This is a genomic window from Caballeronia sp. LjRoot31 (assembly GCF_964253885.1).
Classification (GTDB): Bacteria; Pseudomonadota; Gammaproteobacteria; order Burkholderiales; family Burkholderiaceae; genus Caballeronia.
In genome coordinates this window covers 750,325-767,470 of the sequence record NZ_CAXURX020000002.1, presented here as the reverse complement: position 1 = coordinate 767,470, position 17,146 = coordinate 750,325, and the positions used below count along the sequence as shown (strand labels likewise).

14 protein-coding genes and 2 pseudogenes are annotated in these 17,146 nt (G+C 60.3%); 10 read left to right on the top strand and 6 right to left on the bottom strand.

Annotation, left to right across the window (positions count from 1 at the left end):
* Positions 1–122: 122 nt before the first annotated feature.
* Positions 123–1,376 (bottom strand): PLP-dependent aminotransferase family protein, encoded by a 1,254-nt coding sequence (locus tag ACSQ8V_RS21865; RefSeq protein ID WP_436207131.1) that lies wholly within the window; start codon positions 1,374–1,376, stop codon positions 123–125.
* Complete coding sequence (locus ACSQ8V_RS21860; protein WP_436207983.1) at positions 1,373–2,320, bottom strand: DUF1338 domain-containing protein; 948 nt, start codon at positions 2,318–2,320, stop codon at positions 1,373–1,375. Before ACSQ8V_RS21860 ends, ACSQ8V_RS21865 begins: the two co-directional genes overlap by 4 nt.
* 255 nt (positions 2,321–2,575) lie before the next feature.
* Here ACSQ8V_RS21860 and ACSQ8V_RS21855 point away from each other — a divergent pair, with 255 nt between their 5' ends.
* Positions 2,576–3,493 carry a LysR substrate-binding domain-containing protein gene (locus ACSQ8V_RS21855; RefSeq protein WP_436207130.1) on the top strand — a complete coding sequence of 306 codons (918 nt, stop codon included), beginning with the start codon at positions 2,576–2,578 and terminating at the stop codon, positions 3,491–3,493.
* Between the two features lie 9 nt (positions 3,494–3,502).
* Here ACSQ8V_RS21855 and ACSQ8V_RS21850 read toward each other — a convergent pair whose 3' ends face one another.
* A complete protein-coding gene (locus ACSQ8V_RS21850; protein WP_436207129.1) occupies positions 3,503–4,420 on the bottom strand; it encodes a LysR family transcriptional regulator in 918 nt (305 codons plus the stop codon).
* 101 nt (positions 4,421–4,521) lie between these two features.
* Here ACSQ8V_RS21850 and ACSQ8V_RS21845 point away from each other — a divergent pair, with 101 nt between their 5' ends.
* Positions 4,522–5,403, top strand: coding sequence for an aldo/keto reductase family oxidoreductase (locus ACSQ8V_RS21845; protein WP_436207128.1), 882 nt, complete (start codon positions 4,522–4,524; stop codon positions 5,401–5,403).
* 12 nt (positions 5,404–5,415) lie between these two features.
* Here the strand turns inward: ACSQ8V_RS21845 and ACSQ8V_RS21840 are convergent, their stop codons facing one another.
* Entirely contained in the window at positions 5,416–6,423 is a 1,008-nt protein-coding gene (locus ACSQ8V_RS21840) for a nitrilase-related carbon-nitrogen hydrolase (protein ID WP_436207127.1), read from the bottom strand.
* A 100-nt stretch (positions 6,424–6,523) separates the two neighbouring features.
* Between ACSQ8V_RS21840 and ACSQ8V_RS21835 the strand changes: the two genes are divergently transcribed.
* Positions 6,524–7,405, top strand: coding sequence for a LysR family transcriptional regulator (locus ACSQ8V_RS21835; protein ID WP_436207126.1), 882 nt, complete (start codon positions 6,524–6,526; stop codon positions 7,403–7,405).
* A gap of 372 nt (positions 7,406–7,777) precedes the next feature.
* Here the strand turns inward: ACSQ8V_RS21835 and ACSQ8V_RS21830 are convergent.
* Positions 7,778–8,259, bottom strand: a pseudogene (locus ACSQ8V_RS21830) (cupin domain-containing protein).
* A 379-nt stretch (positions 8,260–8,638) separates the two neighbouring features.
* Here ACSQ8V_RS21830 and ACSQ8V_RS21825 point away from each other — a divergent pair.
* From ACSQ8V_RS21825 to ACSQ8V_RS21810, 4 genes are all read left to right on the top strand, one after another.
* Entirely contained in the window at positions 8,639–9,214 is a 576-nt protein-coding gene (locus ACSQ8V_RS21825; RefSeq protein WP_436207125.1) for a hypothetical protein, read from the top strand.
* 726 nt (positions 9,215–9,940) lie between these two features.
* On the top strand, positions 9,941–11,098 hold the full coding sequence (gene dinB / locus ACSQ8V_RS21820; protein ID WP_436207124.1) for a DNA polymerase IV: 1,158 nt from the start codon (positions 9,941–9,943) through the stop codon (positions 11,096–11,098).
* Between the two features lie 37 nt (positions 11,099–11,135).
* The gene (locus ACSQ8V_RS21815) at positions 11,136–11,732 is read left to right on the top strand and encodes an alpha-ketoglutarate-dependent dioxygenase AlkB family protein (RefSeq protein ID WP_213762021.1); all 597 of its coding nucleotides are present in this window, start codon (positions 11,136–11,138) and stop codon (positions 11,730–11,732) included.
* Between the two features lie 227 nt (positions 11,733–11,959).
* Positions 11,960–12,592, top strand: coding sequence for a VC0807 family protein (locus ACSQ8V_RS21810; RefSeq protein WP_436207123.1), 633 nt, complete (start codon positions 11,960–11,962; stop codon positions 12,590–12,592).
* A gap of 130 nt (positions 12,593–12,722) precedes the next feature.
* Here ACSQ8V_RS21810 and ACSQ8V_RS21805 read toward each other — a convergent pair whose 3' ends face one another.
* Positions 12,723–14,468 carry a methyl-accepting chemotaxis protein gene (locus tag ACSQ8V_RS21805; RefSeq protein WP_436207122.1) on the bottom strand — a complete coding sequence of 582 codons (1,746 nt, stop codon included), beginning with the start codon at positions 14,466–14,468 and terminating at the stop codon, positions 12,723–12,725.
* A 206-nt stretch (positions 14,469–14,674) separates the two neighbouring features.
* On the opposite strand from ACSQ8V_RS21805, the pseudogene ACSQ8V_RS21800 reads away from it, so the two are divergent.
* The 3 genes and pseudogenes from ACSQ8V_RS21800 to ACSQ8V_RS21790 all read left to right on the top strand — a co-directional run bounded on the left by ACSQ8V_RS21800 (position 14,675) and on the right by ACSQ8V_RS21790 (position 16,912).
* Positions 14,675–14,861: pseudogene (locus ACSQ8V_RS21800) on the top strand (hypothetical protein).
* A gap of 21 nt (positions 14,862–14,882) precedes the next feature.
* Positions 14,883–15,242, top strand: coding sequence for an arsenate reductase (glutaredoxin) (gene arsC / locus ACSQ8V_RS21795; protein WP_436207121.1), 360 nt, complete (start codon positions 14,883–14,885; stop codon positions 15,240–15,242).
* Positions 15,243–15,700: 458 nt separating this feature from the next.
* On the top strand, positions 15,701–16,912 hold the full coding sequence (locus tag ACSQ8V_RS21790; RefSeq protein ID WP_213762018.1) for an ABC transporter substrate-binding protein: 1,212 nt from the start codon (positions 15,701–15,703) through the stop codon (positions 16,910–16,912).
* The last annotated feature ends 234 nt before the right edge of the window (positions 16,913–17,146 follow it).

Genomic DNA, 17,146 nt, shown 5'->3' with positions numbered 1-17,146 from the left:
GAACCAACCACACGCCAGCCGAGCGTCCATCTGCGTTCAGGTTACGCGATTAGAACGCGTTTCACCGTATCTGGCGAGCCTTGGGAGAGCCATACGGCAACCTGGTCCTGGTTTGCGCACTCCTACCGGCTCGCCAGTGCGAGCTTGAGCCGCCTCACGCCCTCGAATACTTCAGCCTCGCCCGGCGCGGCGGCGAACGAAAACCGCATGCTCGATTCATCCGGATCGCGTGCGTAAAACGCTGGCCCTGGCACATACATCACGTTCTGCTCGATCGCGCGCTTGAGCAACGCAGCCGACTGACGGCCGCCCTTCAATCGCGCCCAGATAAACATGCCGCCTTCCGGCATCACGTATTCAATCTCATCGGGCACAAACTGGCGCAGCGCACTCGCCAACGCCTCGCAACGCTTGCGATAAGCCTGCGCAATGGTCTGCACATGTTCGGCCAGACGCCCACGCTCCAGATAGTGACGCGCCGTTTCCTGCGCGAGCGGCGAAGTGCAGAGATCGCTCGTCTGTTTTGCCACAAGCATGCGTCGAGTGATGGCAGGCGGCGCAATCGACCAGCCGATGCGCAAGCCCGGCGCCACGATCTTCGATAGGCTGCCGAAATACACGACCCAGTCGCTCGCGCCCGGGATGGCATCGGCGAATGTGATTATCGGTTTGACCGGTTCGCCGGAGAAACGCAGCTCGCCATAAGGATCGTCCTCGACCAGCACGAAACGAAACCGCATTGCAAGCCGCGCGAGCGCTTCGCGACGCGCCGCCGGCAAGGTTGCGCCGGTCGGGTTCGCGAAGGTCGGCACCGTGTAGAGCAGCTTGGGCCGCGTGGATGGATCGAGCGCTTCGAGTTGAACGGTGAGCGCGTCCACGTCGATACCCTGCGCGTCGGTGCGTACCGGAATCAGATGCGCGCCCGCGAGCCGCAACGCCTGGATCGCAGCAGGATATGCCGGCTCCTCGATCAGCACAGCGTCGCCCGGCGCGACCAGGATCTTGATCAGCAAGTCGAGACCTTGTTGCGAGCCCGTGGTCACGATCACGTCGTCCACATCGCGCGTCACGCCGCGATCATTCATCAAACGCAAGATCGCGCGGCGCAGAGCGGGCGAGCCGGCTGTGTCGCCGTATTGCAGGCACGCAATCGGATCGGACGAATAGGCATCTTCCAGCGCCTGGCCGATACCCGCCCGGTCAAAGAGATCCTTCGACGGATAGCCGCCCGCGAACGAAATCATGCCCGGCCGGCCGAGGTACTTGAAAAGCTCGCGGATCGCCGAGCCTTGCGGCGCCTTGAACGGTTCCGTGAAATCGTACAGGTTGGCGGCGGGGTTGGCGGCAGGATTGGCAGATTCGGCGGCGGAGTTCACGCGGCCGCCGTCATCTTGAAGATGCCCGTGGCGTTGCCGGCATCGAAACCGAGATCGAGCTTGGCTCGCCCAGTGGTCTCGTCCATGACGGCGTCGCGGCTGATGAATTCGTAGAACGAACCCGGCACATCGCGTTCGATCCTCGCACCATCGGCGCCGATGAAAACCCGGCGCACGGGGTCGGCGCGAAACGCGGTCTGGCGCACCCGGCCCGACTTCGAAATTTCAACACTGTCCTTGATCGGACGACCGAGCGCGCGCTGGGCATCGGCGACGGCGAAAACGTCATCCACTCGATCGGTCGCGTGATTGAACGCATTGCCTTCGGTCGCGATCCACGCCATTTCCGCCGATTCGGCACGCAGCGTTTCATAGTCCGTCAGGCGCGGTACCGGGTGCTGACGCTCGAAACAGCGCACAAGCACCGGCAGCAAATCGAGGGCAATAGTGAGCGGCAGCGAGCGGTCGCGCTCCAGCTCGGCCAGCGACGCAACCGCTTGCGGCGTCAGCGAATCGACACTCTCGCCAATCACGTTCGTTACGGCTTGCTGGAATTCGGGACTGAAACGCTCGGGATGCAGTTCGCTCACGAAATACTGCGCGATTTCATCGGGGGCATCGGCGTGCATGTACGAGCGCCCCGTCATCTTGATGCGATCGAGCGGGTACGTACCGTTCAGCACAAAACCCAGCGGCTTCAGAATGCGCGTGAACGCGGCTTCGCCCGGCGGCAACGCGCCGGATTCAGCCCAGCGCACGGTGCGCAGCGCGCCGTGGTCGAACTGAACGCGCGTTTGCGTGTGCTGGAGGTCGTCGGTGTAAGCGCGGCCCGTTGGGACGCGCTCGAGCAGGCCGGCGAACAGCACCATGTTCATCGCCTGGGCCAGTTCCGCACGGCTGACCGTGCCCGGCGAGGTATTGGCAAGCACGGATGGCAAGTTCATCAATCGCACTAACCCGGTTACATCAGCTTCCGGAAGGGCAACAGCAAGCAATGCGGCGAGATTTGAGTTCATTTGTCCTGTTCCGGCTGATCTAGCGTGGCGCGAGCCCGGGCCCGGTTCGGCGATTCACTGGAAGTCGATTCTGGAGGGCGGCAAAAAGCCGCGCAATTGATATAAACTCATGAGTTCATTCTTAAACAGAACCAAGTCACCTAATCCCTCGACACACGACTCGTCAAACAGTACCGGTAAAACATGAGAAAAGGTATTCCCAATCTGGTCGCGTTGCAGATCTTCGAGGCCGCCGCACGCCACGAGAGCTTCACCCGCGCCGCCAATGAGCTTTCGCTCACGCAAAGCGCGGTATGCCGCCAGGTGGCGGGACTGGAAAGCCGGTTGGGCGTGGCTTTGTTCCTGCGCATCAAGAAGCGCATTGTGCTGACCACGCACGGCCGTGATTACGCGGCCCTCGTGCGCAAGAATCTCGACCGGATTGAGCGCGATACGCTCGAATTGATGGCGCAGCGCGGTGTCGGGCGGATTCTGGAGATAGCGGTCGTTCCAACGCTCGCGAGCCAGTGGCTGATCCCGCGCCTGCCGCAATTCCGCGCGCTGCGGCCGGATATCACCGTGAATCTGTCGATACGCACCGAGCCTTTCCTGTTCAGCGATTCGCCGTTCGACGCCGCGCTTTATTTCGGCGATTCGGTCTGGCCCGGCACGCAAGGAAAGCTGTTGTTTCGAGAGGGCAAGGTCGTGCCGGTGTGCAGCCCGTCCTTGCTCGCCGGGACTGCGCCCGGTGAGCCGATATCGCTCGAACAGCTTGCTGATTTGCCGCTGCTGCATTTATCGACACGGCCTGACGCCTGGCGCACCTGGTTTCGTCTGAACGGGCTTGAGCACGATGTGCGAGCGGTACGCGGCGCCCGCTATGAATTGTTCACGATGCTCACCAGTGCCGCTCAGGCGGGCTTGGGCGTCGCGTTGCTGCCGGAGATCTTGCTCGCGGATGAATTGTCGTCCGGCCGGCTGGTCGTGCCGCTGAATAAACCGATGTCCGGCAAGTCAGGTTATTACCTCGTCGCACCCGATGAAATTGCCCACGACGAACCGTTTGTCGCGCTCTCGGACTGGTTGAGTTCGATCGTGCCGCAAACGCAAGAAGAGGCGTAGATCAGTAGATCAAAGGGCCAGCGGATCCAATGACGAATTACCCGCCTTCACGAAATCGATAAAAACCCGCAACGGCGCAGGCAAGTGACGACGCCCCGGATAGTAGAGAAATGGCCCGGAAAAGCTCGGCCACCACGGTTCAAGAATCGGCTCCAACGCGCCGCTATCGAGGTACGGGCGCAGCATTCCCTCGAACAGGTGAATCACGCCCACGCCTGCCACGGCCATACTGATTGCAAGATCCATTGCGGCGCCGGGCCTGACCAGGAGCGGCCCCGTAGGGTCCAGCCGCACCACCTCCCCGTCCCGCTCGAAATCCCACGTAGGCTTCGCACCGCCGGCAAATTGGCCGCGCAGGCACGCATGCGAAAGCAACTCGCGGGGGTGCTCGGGTCTGCCGTGCGTATCGAGATATTCCGGTGCCGCAGCGGTCGCGAAGCGCTGCACGCGTGGTCCGATCGGAATGGCGATCATGTCCTGCTCAAGCCGCTCGTCGTAACGAATGCCCGCGTCGCAGCCGATCGACAGCACATCGACGAAACCATCCTCGACCACGACTTCCACGCGGATGTCGGGATAAGCCTTCAGGAACGACGCGAGGACGGTTGGCAACACGATCCGCGCGGTGCTCGACGGCACGTTGAGTTTCAGCGTACCGCTTGGCTTGTCCCTGAACCCGTTCAGGACATCCAGCGCGGCTTCCATCTCGCTGAACAACGGCGCCAGCTTTTCGATAAGGCGCAACCCCGGTTCGGTCGGAGCCACGCTGCGAGTGGTCCGGTTGAGCAACCGCAGGCCGAGCTTCGCTTCAAGCCGGCGCACGGCAATGCTCAGGCTCGAGGCGGAGACGCCGCTGATCCGGGCTGCATCGCGAAAACCGCCGGCGCGAGCGACTGAAACGAACGCGGCAAGATCATTCAATTCCATGGTCACTGTTCACATTTTTAAACAACCCGTGCAATTTAGACCGGATTATCGAACAGCGCAATCGCCTCCATACTGGCTCCACATTCATCAAGGAGCACGTCATGCCGAATTTCACGCCCGTTAGCACTTTTGAGCTTGGCCGACGTCCGGTGCATCGTCTGGGCTATGGCGCGATGCAGCTGGCCGGACCCGGCGTGTTCGGGCCGCCGAAGGATCACGACGCGGCCATAGCCGTTTTGCGCGAAGCGGTGGCGTCGGGCGTCAATCACATCGATACGAGCGACTTCTATGGGCCGCATATCACCAACCAGCTCATTCGCGAAGCGCTTCATCCTTACCGGGATGATCTCGTGATCGTCACCAAGCTTGGCGCCGTCCGCGGTGAAGGCGGCTCGTGGCTGCCGGCGCTGGAACCGGAAGACCTCAGGCGCGGCGCCCACGACAACCTGCGCAATCTCGGTCTGGACGTGCTCGACGTGGTCAACGTGCGGATCATGGGGAACATCCACTCCCCGGCGGAAGGGTCGATCGAAAAGCAGGTCACAGCGCTTGCCGAACTCCAGCGCGAGGGCCTTGTGCGCCATATTGGACTGAGCAATGTGACCGCGACCCAGATCGCCGAGGCGCAGGGCATTGCGGAGATTGTCTGCGTTCAGAACCATTACAACCTGGTTCAGCGGGAAGACGACACGCTGATCGACGAACTGGCGAGCAAGGGCATTGCGTACGTGCCGTTCTTCCCGCTTGGCGGGTTCACGCCGATCCAATCGTCCGTGCTGTCCACGGTCGCCGAAACGATAAGCGCAACACCCATGCAGGTGGCGCTCGCCTGGCTCCTGCATCGCGCGCCCAACATTCTGCTGATTCCGGGCACGTCGTCGCTCGCGCATCTGCGGGAAAACTTGCAGGCGGCACAGTTGAGTTTATCGGACGCGGTGCTCGCTGAACTGGATGCGATCGGCGCAGCCAATGGGGAACACTGAATGCGTGAAACGCTAGGTCTGGCGAATGCGGCTGACCTGAGCGAAGCTCAGCGCAATTGCGCCTCTTGATGTGGCTCCGCTGCGCTGCGCAAACACGTTATCGCGTGGTGGCATCGAACGGACGAGCGGCCCGTCACTGTCAGAGCGACCGGCTGTCAGACATTGCTGGCCGACGCTCCCCGCTATCAGGTCGGGGTTCACTTCTGCGGAAATCATCGGGCTGGATGACGATCCGTGTTCGGCCAGCATTCGCCCCAAAGGGTCGATGATCATGCCGCCTTGATTGCCGCCTTTCTCCGACCCATTGCTAAAGATAACGAACATTCCATTATCGGATGCTCGCGCGATCAACGACCGCCGCAACCAGTCCGAGGCACCGGCGCTTTCTGCTGCGACCGTGCGATGCGCGACATGCGGCCGAGCTCGCTGCGCTGAAGAAAGCCGCTGTAACGCGGCCTCTCCATGTCCGTCAGAAGCATATGTCCGATGCGGCGCAACGAGCAACGTCGCGCCCATCAGCGCCGTCATGCGAACGTTCTCGATCAGATAATTATCTGCGCCAATCAGTATGCCGATACGGACGCCCCAGGTTGTATCCAGGACGGTGTACTGCTCGCCCCGTTCTATACCGGGGTGTTCAACCACGTGCAGTTTTCGATGACAACAACGCACGCCTCCCGGCATACAAATCACAAAGCTGTTGAACAATCTCCCATCCGGCGCACGCTCGATGAATCCCACACCCGCCGCCACGCCGGTGCGCTCCACCGCATTGGCGACTTCATCGATCGAGCGACCGTCGAGCGGCTCGGCGAGCGTTACAAGCTCGCGGCGACGAAGGTTCAGGGTGTCGCCGTATCCGGCCAGGCTCGCCTCAGGGAAAACAACCAGCGAGATTCCTTGAAGCGCGGCATCGGCGAGCCATGCTGACGCGTTCACAACGTTGTGCGATGCATTTCCGCGCAAGGAGATCAGCGGGACCGTCGCAACCTTGAATGGAGGGGGCGAGGATAGAGACATTTGTTTTCCGCCTGACTGAAGAGCTCATGAAGAGTCCATTGGACCGCCCGGCATTCAATAAGTAAAATGAATCATTCGACACATTCAATTACTTTATGGAATGGAACTCAAACTTCTACGCACCTTCCTGACCGTGACGGAACTCCACCATTTCGGCCGCGCCGCCGAAGCGCTCAATGTCACTCAACCCGCCCTTAGCAAACAGGTGGCTGCTTTGGAAGACTCCTTGGGTGCGCGGCTTTTTGAACGCGGCAGGCATGGCGCCGAACTGACTGCATTCGGCGCCGAGTTCCTTGCTGGCGCGCAAACGCTGGTACGCGATGCGGACGAACTCGTCGCACGCGCCCGCGAAGCGAGCAGTGGAAAGCGCGGATATCTGCGCGTAGGGCTTGGGCTCACGACCTTGACCCTGGCGCCGCAATTGATCGCGGAATTTCGAAGACTGAATCCGAACGTCGGCGTGTCGCTCAATGATCTTTCTTCAGCCGAGCAAACCCGCCAGCTTCTCGCAGGGAAGCTTGATGTGGGCTTCCTCCGCATGCCGGCTGATAGCGGGTTATCGTGTTTGCCGTTGCTCAGCGAGGCATTGGCACTGGCCGTGCCTCAGCACGCAAAATGGAAGCGCCTTCCGTCTGATCTAAATGATCTCAACGAACTTGGCTTGATCGCGCTCGCGCGCAGCCGTGGCCCCGGGCTGGCAGCACAAATAGATCATTGGTGTAGTGAGCACGATTTCGTGCCCCGGGTGATTCAGCAGACTGACGATATTCAGTCAGTTCTTGCCGCTGTCGCCGCTGGCGTCGGCGCTGCATTTTTGCCGTCCAGGGCGAAGTATCTTTTGCGGGATGCCAGGGTGTTGGCCTTGCGTGACGCGGCCGCCCGTTGGCAAGTCGGGCTGGCGTGGCAGGCGAGCCGCGATAACGCGGTGGTTACGCGTTTCATCGAATTCGTGCGCGCGGCGAAGATACCGGCGGCTTCGTGAAGCATCGGTTGATTGAGGTGAATGCCGGAGCGTTAAATGCCTCTCAAGGCGACGTGTGAACTGCGTTACTTTCCGGCGGAGCGTGCCTTGATCTCTAAGGCTTCGGACCGCCACGCGGCACCGCAAGCGATTACGGTATTGTCGGGAAACGGAGTTCGTTGGACCAGCACGGAATTCGAAGGACCACCGCGTGCCGCAGTCGGCTCCAGGCAACTTGCCGATGAGGCTTAGTTCAGAGAGAGCGAGAGACGCTTAACAACCCCAAGCGGAATTCCGATATGTCGAAGCATCAACGGCTCTTCGCAGATCGAAGCGGACGTTCGTCGGGCGAAGTTTGCGCGCTGTCATCGGCCATTGCGGTCATCCACTTACTCAGTCCGGCATCCCGTTATGCTCCCCAAGCGGTCTAGCGGGCCAGTCCACCCAGCGGTCAGGGCGGGTAAGTTCGTGCGCTTCGTTGAGCGGGTAACGAATACGGTTGTCGTCGCGCGGACGTTCGCCGATCACCATCAGCCTGACTTCGTCCTTCGTATTGTTAATGAAGGTATGGCAGATTCCGGTGCCTGCCGGAAACGCGACGGAATCGCCTTCACCAATGGGATGCAGCACTCCGTCGATCCAGACATCGGGCCTGCCCTCGAGCACGTACACAAACTCTTGCTCGGTACTTTCGGCGTGCGGATATGACGTCCGCCGGCCGGGCAGAAGCCTCACATGATGAATGCCAATAGTGTGATGCCGAGTGCTGCGGAAAGCGGCGCGTCTAGCGCCATTGGCTCGGTATCGCCGCGATACGAATGCACATTCGATTCTTCTAGTTCAGTCCAGTGTTTGATGAAATCCGGTCGGCTCATCGGCTATTCTCCTTTAGGGCGAATACCGATAATAGCGGTTTAGGAGCGGACGTCAGCCGTGACTCGTGGTCAATCTCCGCGCATGGCCACTTCGGCGGAACAAGCAACGTTCACAACCGCGAATTGAACGGCTGCTTCGTGGGTGGAATCCGACCATGCGTTCGCAAGCAAGGCAGTCCAGGGCGGCTCGGCGGCGCAGCGTCGCGGCATTAACAGCTGTCCCGCGCCGGATCTCGATACCGAAACATTGAAAAATCGGCTCAAGAAACCATTCAGCCTGCCGTTATTGAGAAGATAGGGCGGTAATGGGGCACTTCCTGGCGATTGGCTGCGAGCCCCCAAACCGAAATGTACCGTTTCGAGCCAACCGAGACCTTCCATGCAGATCCAGTCAGCAACCGCTGCTACGGCAACCGAGACCGCCTTGGGTGCCAGCGGGTCGTCCGTTTCGAAGGCCGGCAGCACCGGCGCGTCGTCCGCGACGAGTGGAGCGTCCACCGGCACGCCCTCCTCGACTGGAGGGGCGACCGGCGGTACGTCGTCGAGCGGAGCGACGGGCGGAGCTTCGTCCGGCTCGACACCCTCCACCTCCACTTCGGGTTCGCGCCCCGCAGGCGGTGGTGGTGGCGGTGGCGGTGGTGCATCAGCCTCTTCCAGCAGTTCCTCGACGACCGAACTCGACGAGATGAATGCACTGGTCGCGTCCCTCGAAGGCCAGCTCGCGCAGGTATCGTCTAGCACCGGCAGCGCGGCCGGTGGCGCTAACAGTAGCCAGATCAACGAGATCATGGCCCAGTTGCAAAGTGCGCAAAGCGCGTTGAGCGCGGCGGCGCAAAGTTCGAATACCAGCGAGGTCAGCCAGATCGCGACTCAGTTGCAGAGCGCGCAAGGTGCCCTAGCCCAGTTGATGTTGGCCAGCGGTCAGACAACGGGCCTGCTTTCGACCAGCGCATAAGCGGCACATTCTGGTCTCTGACGGTATTTTCTGGAAAGCATGGAGGCATCTCCTGCCAGCAAAACCACGGACCGGGAGCTGGTTGAGCGTCGCGATCATCGTCAGCGACTCAGACGTACAGACTGAATACGTCCGGCAGTGACGAGTGGAAAATGCTCATTGCTTGAGCTTAAACGGACTGTCATTACAAAGTCCCCGAGGCGGCTCGCGACGGCCACCTCTATCGAGTCTTTCCGCACGTACGCCACAGATGAGCCCGTCACGAATCTGTCCGTCAGCAGGCAGTGAAGTCGCACATCGAGCGATGATTTCTATAGTCCATTCTCCCCCCATTTTTCGAGACCAGGCACCACGGTGAACCCATGGATCGTCACCTATGTGTCGAAGGGCCGGTTGTGGCCGCCGGCAACCTTTCGCAACCAGCGCAATGCGGGCTCCTCTCACACTCCAGCAAATCCAGCAAATTCGCGTCACACATTCAGCAAGTCCAATTCATTCGGTCCCGCGTCATCTGGCGCGTGACCAAATTTGTTGGCAAGCCTTTGATTTTTAATGCCCCCATCCAACCAATTCCTATCCCCCACGGTATTGCGCCCAGCACTTTTGATGTAAAATACTGTACATCCATACAGTTATTCAGGTCATGTCCGTTCCCAATGGCAATGTCGGCACATCCAGTTCTTACGCATCAATCGCGCTGAGCCTCTCGCGTGCTGGAGCGCCGCGGTGACAGCCACGCGGCATATCGCGCATCTGGACATGGACGCCTTTTATGCGTCCGTGGAACTGCTGCGTTATCCGGAACTGCGCGGCCAGCCAGTGGTGATCGGCGGCGGCAGGAACGCCACGCCCGAAACACTGGCTGATGGCACCCGGAGCTTTAAACGGCTGCGCGATTACGCGGGCCGTGGCGTTGTCACCACCTCGACCTATGAAGCACGCGCGCTCGGTGTGTTTTCCGCCATGGGCATGATGAAAGCCGCGCAGCTCGCACCCGACGCCATCCTGCTGCCCACCGACTTCGATTCATACCGGCACTACTCTCGCCTCTTCAAGGAGGCCGTGGCCACGTTCACCACGCAGATCGAGAACCGCGGTATCGATGAAATCTACATCGACCTGACTGACCTGCCGGGCGACCCCGCCGAGACCGCCGCACGCATCAAGCAGGCCGTGCGCGATGCAACCGCCCTGTCGTGTTCGATCAGCGTCGCGCCGAACAAGCTGCTGGCGAAGATCGGCTCGGAACTGGATAAACCCGACGGCCTGACCATCCTCACCCCCGCCGACATCCCCTTGCGAATCTGGCCGCTGCCCGTACGCAAGGTGAACGGCATCGGGCCGAAGGCGAATGAAAAACTGGCGGCTATCGGCATTGAGACCGTCGGTGATCTGGCGCGCGCGGACCCCGAGATACTGCAGGCCCGCTTTGGCCGGACTTACTCGGCATGGCTCCTGGAAGTGGCGCAGGGGTTCGACGACCGGCCCGTTGTGGTCAGCTCCGAGCCGAAATCGATGAGCCGCGAAACCACCTTCGAGCGCGACCTGCATGTGCGCCACGATCGCGCGGAACTCTCGGCGGCGTTTACCGACCTGTGTACGCGCGTGGCCGACGACCTGCGGCGCAAGGGATACGAGGGCCGCACGGTCGGCATCAAGCTGCGTTACAACGACTTCAGCACGGTCACGCGTGACCTGACCGTGCCGTTTCCAACAGCCGATGCAACGGAGATCCGTCGCGCCGCAACAGAGTGCCTGAAACGCGTACCGCTGGATCGGCGGCTGCGTTTGCTCGGGGTACGGGTAACGGCGTTGCTGCCGGTGGGATCGCATGTTGCTGAGCCGCAAGCGGTTCAGGGTGAATTGCCGTTCGCGGCGGATTAATTAGCAAAATCCAGGAAAAGCCAGGAAAGGAATCGTCGTGTTTCAAAGCGATCTGTTCAATGCCGTGCCGCTCGACCTTGTAGAAGACGCCGAAAGCGGGATTCGTTACCTGCCCGACGTGGTCCCGCAAGCCACTGCGCACGCGTGGTTCGAGCAGACGCTTGGTCAAGTGACTTGGGGCAATCAGCGCCGCCTGATGTACGAACGCGAGGTCGATGTGCCCAGGCTGATGGCGCATTTCTCGCTGGACGCAGCGGATTTGCCGGAGCCTCTGATGGAAGCTGCGGTACAAGTGCGCGCGATTGCCGGCGCGCAGTTCAACAGCGTCGGCTTGAATCTGTATCGCGATGGCAACGACAGCGTTGCGCCCCATAACGACAAGACGCAAGGGTTAGTGCAGAAAGCGCCAATAGCAATCCTTTCACTGGGCGCGACCCGTCGCATGACCATCCGCGCAAAGTCGGGCAAGGGCCGCACGCTCAATGTGGACCTGCATGCGGGCAGTGTGATCGTGATGAGCTACGCATCGCAATTTACGCACAACCACGGCATACCGAAGATGAGCGGTGTCGACGGGCCACGCATCAGCCTCGCGTTTCGATGCTTTGATGCTGCAAAGCTCAAGCAGCGCTAGGACCTCGGCAGTACTCCTTGTTTTAACCTTGAACGGCACGCGCCGAGGGTTTGCAGGCGTTCTTATCGTTTCATCGATAACCGCCGTCGTGTTTGCGGCGCGTGCTATCCGAACCATGAAACGCCTGAGACACCTGAAACGCGCCGTGGTATTTTTGTTTGTCCCGCGCCGGCAACTCGGTACTCGGCAATTCGGTAGCTCTGAACTTCAGCACTCAGGCGATTCGTATGAACAACCGGGCCCGCTATTTAACCGCGATCTGCATCAACGTGCTGTTCCCGTGGCTCGCCTATCACCTTGCGTATCCGCAGTGGGGCCACCTTGGAGCACTGGCCGCCTCCACGCTGCCGCTGATAGCCTGGATGACCTGGGACCTTTTACGCTTCCGCCACTTTGATGCACTAAGCGCAATCGTACTGGCCGGCACGTTATTCTCAATGGCGGTTTCATATTTTATCGACAACCCGCGTACGCGCCTTTTTGAAGCGCCCGTCATCTCCGGTTTGATCGGCGTCGTGTTCTTGATTTCACTCGCTTTTCCACGGCCGCTCGTGTTTTATCTCGGGCGGTCCACCATCGCCCGCGAGCAGGACGGAGGAACCGCTCAGTTCGAGCAATGGTGGCAAGACAATCCGGGCCTCGTAGCGGTCATTCGAAAGATGACACTTGTGTGGGGACTGGGTCTGACGATCGAGAATGCCGTGCGGCTGTTGCTTAATATCGAATGGGAAGACGCAGCGTGGATTGCCAGCGTTTCTACCCTTCTGCAGTACGCGACCTACGGAGGATTGACGTTGTGGACCTTCCTTGAGAGAAGGCGCATCAAGCGAATGAACTCGGCACCCTTGCCCGCGAAGTGAGACTGGCAATATGTTCGCCAGGCGTTCGAGTGCTTGACGAATGTAGTCGCAACTTTACGGAAGACAATGCAGCAGAGAGGCGCTGACTTTCACCGCCTCCCTTTGACCGCTAGCCAAGACACACCGCTAGTTAAAACGCCTCCCAATCAGCAGCGCCGGCCAATGCAACGGGCCTCGACTTCTCCTTGATCAGCGCCGGTGTCTTGAGACGTGTAGCCGCTGCAATAGCCGGCCTCGGGTTCGAACTCACGGCAACAGCGCGTTTCTTCGGTACCGCCAACGCGCGATGCCCCGCGCCACGCGCCGGTTTCGCGCTAAGCGCCGTCTTGCCGTCCAGGCCGCTGTCATTCAACTGGAACACCGATACGGCCGCCTTCAACGCGCCCGCCTGATCCTCCAGCGATTGCGCCGCGGCCGCGGCTTCCTCCACCAGCGCCGCATTTTGCTGGGTCACTTCATCCATTTGCGTGACCGCGCGCGCCACTTGTTCAATGCCGCTGCTCTGCTCTTCGGACGCCGCCGCGATCTCGCCCATGATGTCCGTCACACGCTGCACCGCGCCGATGATTTCCGACATCGTGCGGCCGGCATCGCCCACCAGCGTCGTGCCCGTCTGGACGCGCGAGACCGACGTGTTGATCAACTCCTTGATCTCCTTCGCTGCCGCCGATGACCGTTGCGCAAGGCTGCGAACTTCTGCCGCCACGACCGCGAAACCCCGTCCCTGTTCACCGGCACGCGCCGCTTCCACCGCTGCGTTCAGAGCGAGAATGTTGGTCTGGAACGCAATGCCTTCGATGATCGTGATGATGTCGGCGATCTTCGTCGAACTCTGGTTGATGTCGCCCATGGTGACAACCACTTGCGCCACAACCGTGCTGCCCTTGTTCGCAATGTCCGACGCATTGGCGGCCAACGAACTCGCCTGACGCGCGTTTTCCGCATTCTGCTTCACGGTGCCGGTCAACTCGTCCATGCTCGAAGCCGTTTCCTGCAACGCCGACGCCTGCTCTTCCGTACGCGATGACAAATCGATATTGCCCGCCGCAATCTGCTTGGTCGCCGATGCAATGGATTCACTGCCCGAGCGCACCGTACGCACCGTGTTGACGAGGCTGGCCTGCATCTTCGCCAGACCTGATAACAGTTGCCCCATCTCGTCGCGCGAAGTGACGATCAACTCACGGCGCAGGTCCCCTGCGGCGATAGCATCGAATTGCGCAAGCGCTTCGTCGAGCGGACGCCCGATCGAACGACGCAGCGATACCCACGAGAAAATAGCCGCCGCAAGGCCGGCCAGAATGGAAGCGATGCTGACGAGACGGAAGTCGCCGAATGCTTCCTGAGAGTTGTCGTAGTCGGTCCTGGCAGAGTCGAATTGGTACTTGCGAAGCGCTTCGCCAAACGCGGCCAACTGGTTGAACGCAACCTGCATGGCTTCCGCGGAAGCGATAATCTTGTCTGCGTCGTTCGCCCTGATATTGGCGTAACCGTCGTCCACCAGCTTCTGGAGTTCAAGGCGCTTGGCTTCGAAGTCCTCGGCCAGTTTGTGTTCGCCCGGACCCTGCGGCAATGCGGCGTAGGTCGCCCACTCCTTGTCGGCCCGTGTGCGCATCAACGCCCCACGTCCAATGGCCGTTTCCGCGCCGGGCTTGCCAACGAGCAAGGCCGCACGATCGAAGCTGAGCCGCTCGCGGGCGGTAAACATTTCCGCGTTGCCGGCCGCGACAGCGCTAGGCATCTGGTTCATGAAGAGGCCACGAGTCGTGTCGTTACCGCGGCTCATTCCCCAAAGCCCCAGTCCTCCGATCACGATCAGCAACAGACCCAGAAGCGCCATGGCAATGCCCAGGCGGCCTTTAATCGTCGAAAACATGTTTGTCTCACTTTTTTTATATCTCACATCGATACCAAGCGGTGGCGTGCGTTGATGCCTGCGAACGCCACCGAGGCCGACTGTGTCATCCGGCCCATACCCTTTAACGGCAAACACCGGCGTCACTTGAGCGGATGCGTAAGCTGCATCAGCTTACATTTCAATAAATATTGAAATGAGGAAATGTTTCTTGTACGCTTTACCTCATGAAATCAGAAACCGTAGTTCGTGCTCTGAGCGCGCTCGCGCACGAGTCGCGGCTGGCAATCTTTCGGGCGCTGGTAGTAGCGGGACCCGAAGAGCGGACTCATCGGCTTCCTTACCAAAAACTGCTGCGAAGGCGGCGCGTGTTCGGCGAGCGCGGCGTCGATAAAACAGCAAGCCCCTCTTTAACGATTCATGGAGACTCATGGCATGACCATCACGATTTACCATAACCCTGCTTGCGGTACGTCGCGCACTACCCTGGCGCTAATTCGCAATGCGGGCGTTGAACCGGAAGTGATCGAGTACCTCAAGACGCCGCCCAGTCGCGGCACGCTATCCAGGATGATCGAAGATGCAGGACTAAGCGTCCGGCAAGCGATAAGGGAGAAAGAGAAGCTGTTCGCGGAACTTGGTCTCGCCGATGCAACGCTGACGGACGAACAGTTGCTTGACGCCATGCTGGCGCACCCCGTCCTCATCAATCGCCCGTTCGTGGTCACGCCTGCTGGCACGCGTTTATGCCGACCGGCCGAGCTGCTTTTGGAGATCCTGCCGGAAGCTCGATAAAGGCTGATCAGCGGGGAAGGCGCATTTTTTGGCATGAGGAATCGGATATATTGATCTAATCAGGAATCCAGATTATTTACCATTGCCAAACCAATTGCGAATGGATACCTATGCCGAGCATCGGGAACCTGTCGCCGGTCATGGTGCACGGGTCGTTTTCTGCCAGCCTCGTATGAACCCGTCCGCGTCGTGGATGTCACGGAGCGAGGCCAGGAAGCATGGACGGGCGCGGTTACATCGCGGGCAGCGGTCGTTATGCGCAACGATTCCAGGCGGCAGGTTCAATCTTCATCGCAACATCCGTCTCGTAAGTCTTGACTTAATTCCTCCCAAGCGGCTATTTTCGATCCTGACGGATTGCTCGCACGAGCCGCCCTTCGAGATATCGAGAATACACAACGATACGCAGCAAGACACAGTGGCCTTTGCGCCGCCCATAAAAACCGATGGAGACAGGAATGAACAACACCCTCGCCCGACGCTCTGCGTGCGGCCTCATTACCGCAGCCATCCTGAGCGTCACCGCGAGCGCGGCGCATGCAGCAGCCGACTCAGTCAAGCTCGGCTTCATTACAGACCTTTCAGGGCTCTACTCCGATTCCGATGGCCAGGGAGGTCTCGAAGCCATCCGCATGGCGATCGACGACTTCGGCGGCAAGGTGAACGGCAAGCCCATCGAACTGCTCTATGGCGATCACCAGAACAAGGCGGACATTGCGGCATCGAAAGCGCGCGAGTGGATCGACCGCGACGGCGTCAGCGGGATCATCGGCGGCACGAATTCGGCCACCGCGCTCGCGACCAACCAGATTGCCGCTGAAAAGAAGATTCCGTACATCAACGTGGGCGCGGGTGTCGATGCCCTGACCAACGAGCAATGCACGCCCTACACGGTCCACTACGCCTACGATACCGTCGCGCTCGCCAACGGCACCGGCCAGGCCGTGACGAAGCAAGGCGGCAAGACCTGGTACTTCCTGACCGCCGACTATGCGTTTGGCAAGGCGCTGGAAAAGAACACGTCGGAGGTCGTGAAGGCGAATGGCGGGCAGGTGCTGGGCGCCGTGCGGCATCCGTTATCGGCGTCGGATTTCTCGTCGTTCCTGTTGCAGGCGCAAGCGTCGAAGGCACAGGTCCTGGGCCTTGCGAACGCGGGCGGCGACACCATCAACTCGATCAAGGCTGCAAAGGAATTCGGCCTGACCAAGTCGATGAAAATTGCCGCCCTGCTGATCTTTCTTACCGACATCCACAGCCTGGGGCTTGAGACCGCCCAAGGTCTTCTCGCGACCGATAGCTGGTACTGGAACAAGGATGCCGAGACCCGCAAATGGGCGCAGCGCTACTTCGCCAAGATGAAGAAGATGCCGACAAGCCTCCAGGCCGCCGACTATTCGGCCGCGACCACCTACCTGAAGGCGGTGCAGGCGGCGGGTTCGACCGACAGCACGAAGGTGATGGAGCAACTGCACAAGATGAAGATCGACGACATGTACGCCAAGGGTTATATCCGGCCCGACGGCACCATGATTCACGACATGTACCTGATGCAGGTGAAGAAACCCTCGGAGTCGAAGGAGCCGTGGGATTTCTATACGATCACCGCGACCATACCCGGCGAGCAGGCTTTCGGGTCCAAAGCCATATCGCGTTGCGCGTTGTGGAAGTGAGTTGCAACGCGGGGCATGGTGGCGTTCGCGGCTGGAAACGTATCAGCTAGAGAATGAGTTCAGGAGAGAGGGCAACTCCTTCATGCATGCAGCGCGGGCTCGCAGCCCCGCTGCACTCGGCTCCGGTTTCTCGGCTGAATGAGGCGCGCGAATACGTAGGTCTTAGGCCTCTTTACCGCCCAGCCGACGAACCAGCCATAGCCATGCGCTTTATCGTCCGAGCGATCGGGGTTA

Bases quoted from the DNA above. Each gene is read 5' to 3' on its own strand.
- ACSQ8V_RS21860 (WP_436207983.1), bottom strand. From the start codon at position 2,320: ATGAACTTGCCATCCGTGCTTGCCAATACCTCGCCGGGCACGGTCAGC.
- ACSQ8V_RS21855 (WP_436207130.1), top strand. From the start codon at position 2,576: ATGAGAAAAGGTATTCCCAATCTGGTCGCGTTGCAGATCTTCGAGGCC.
- ACSQ8V_RS21850 (WP_436207129.1), bottom strand. From the start codon at position 4,420: ATGGAATTGAATGATCTTGCCGCGTTCGTTTCAGTCGCTCGCGCCGGC.
- ACSQ8V_RS21845 (WP_436207128.1), top strand. From the start codon at position 4,522: ATGCCGAATTTCACGCCCGTTAGCACTTTTGAGCTTGGCCGACGTCCG.
- ACSQ8V_RS21840 (WP_436207127.1), bottom strand. From the start codon at position 6,423: ATGTCTCTATCCTCGCCCCCTCCATTCAAGGTTGCGACGGTCCCGCTG.
- ACSQ8V_RS21835 (WP_436207126.1), top strand. From the start codon at position 6,524: ATGGAACTCAAACTTCTACGCACCTTCCTGACCGTGACGGAACTCCAC.
- ACSQ8V_RS21825 (WP_436207125.1), top strand. From the start codon at position 8,639: ATGCAGATCCAGTCAGCAACCGCTGCTACGGCAACCGAGACCGCCTTG.
- ACSQ8V_RS21810 (WP_436207123.1), top strand. From the start codon at position 11,960: ATGAACAACCGGGCCCGCTATTTAACCGCGATCTGCATCAACGTGCTG.
- ACSQ8V_RS21805 (WP_436207122.1), bottom strand. From the start codon at position 14,468: ATGTTTTCGACGATTAAAGGCCGCCTGGGCATTGCCATGGCGCTTCTG.
- arsC (WP_436207121.1), top strand. From the start codon at position 14,883: ATGACCATCACGATTTACCATAACCCTGCTTGCGGTACGTCGCGCACT.
- ACSQ8V_RS21790 (WP_213762018.1), top strand. From the start codon at position 15,701: ATGAACAACACCCTCGCCCGACGCTCTGCGTGCGGCCTCATTACCGCA.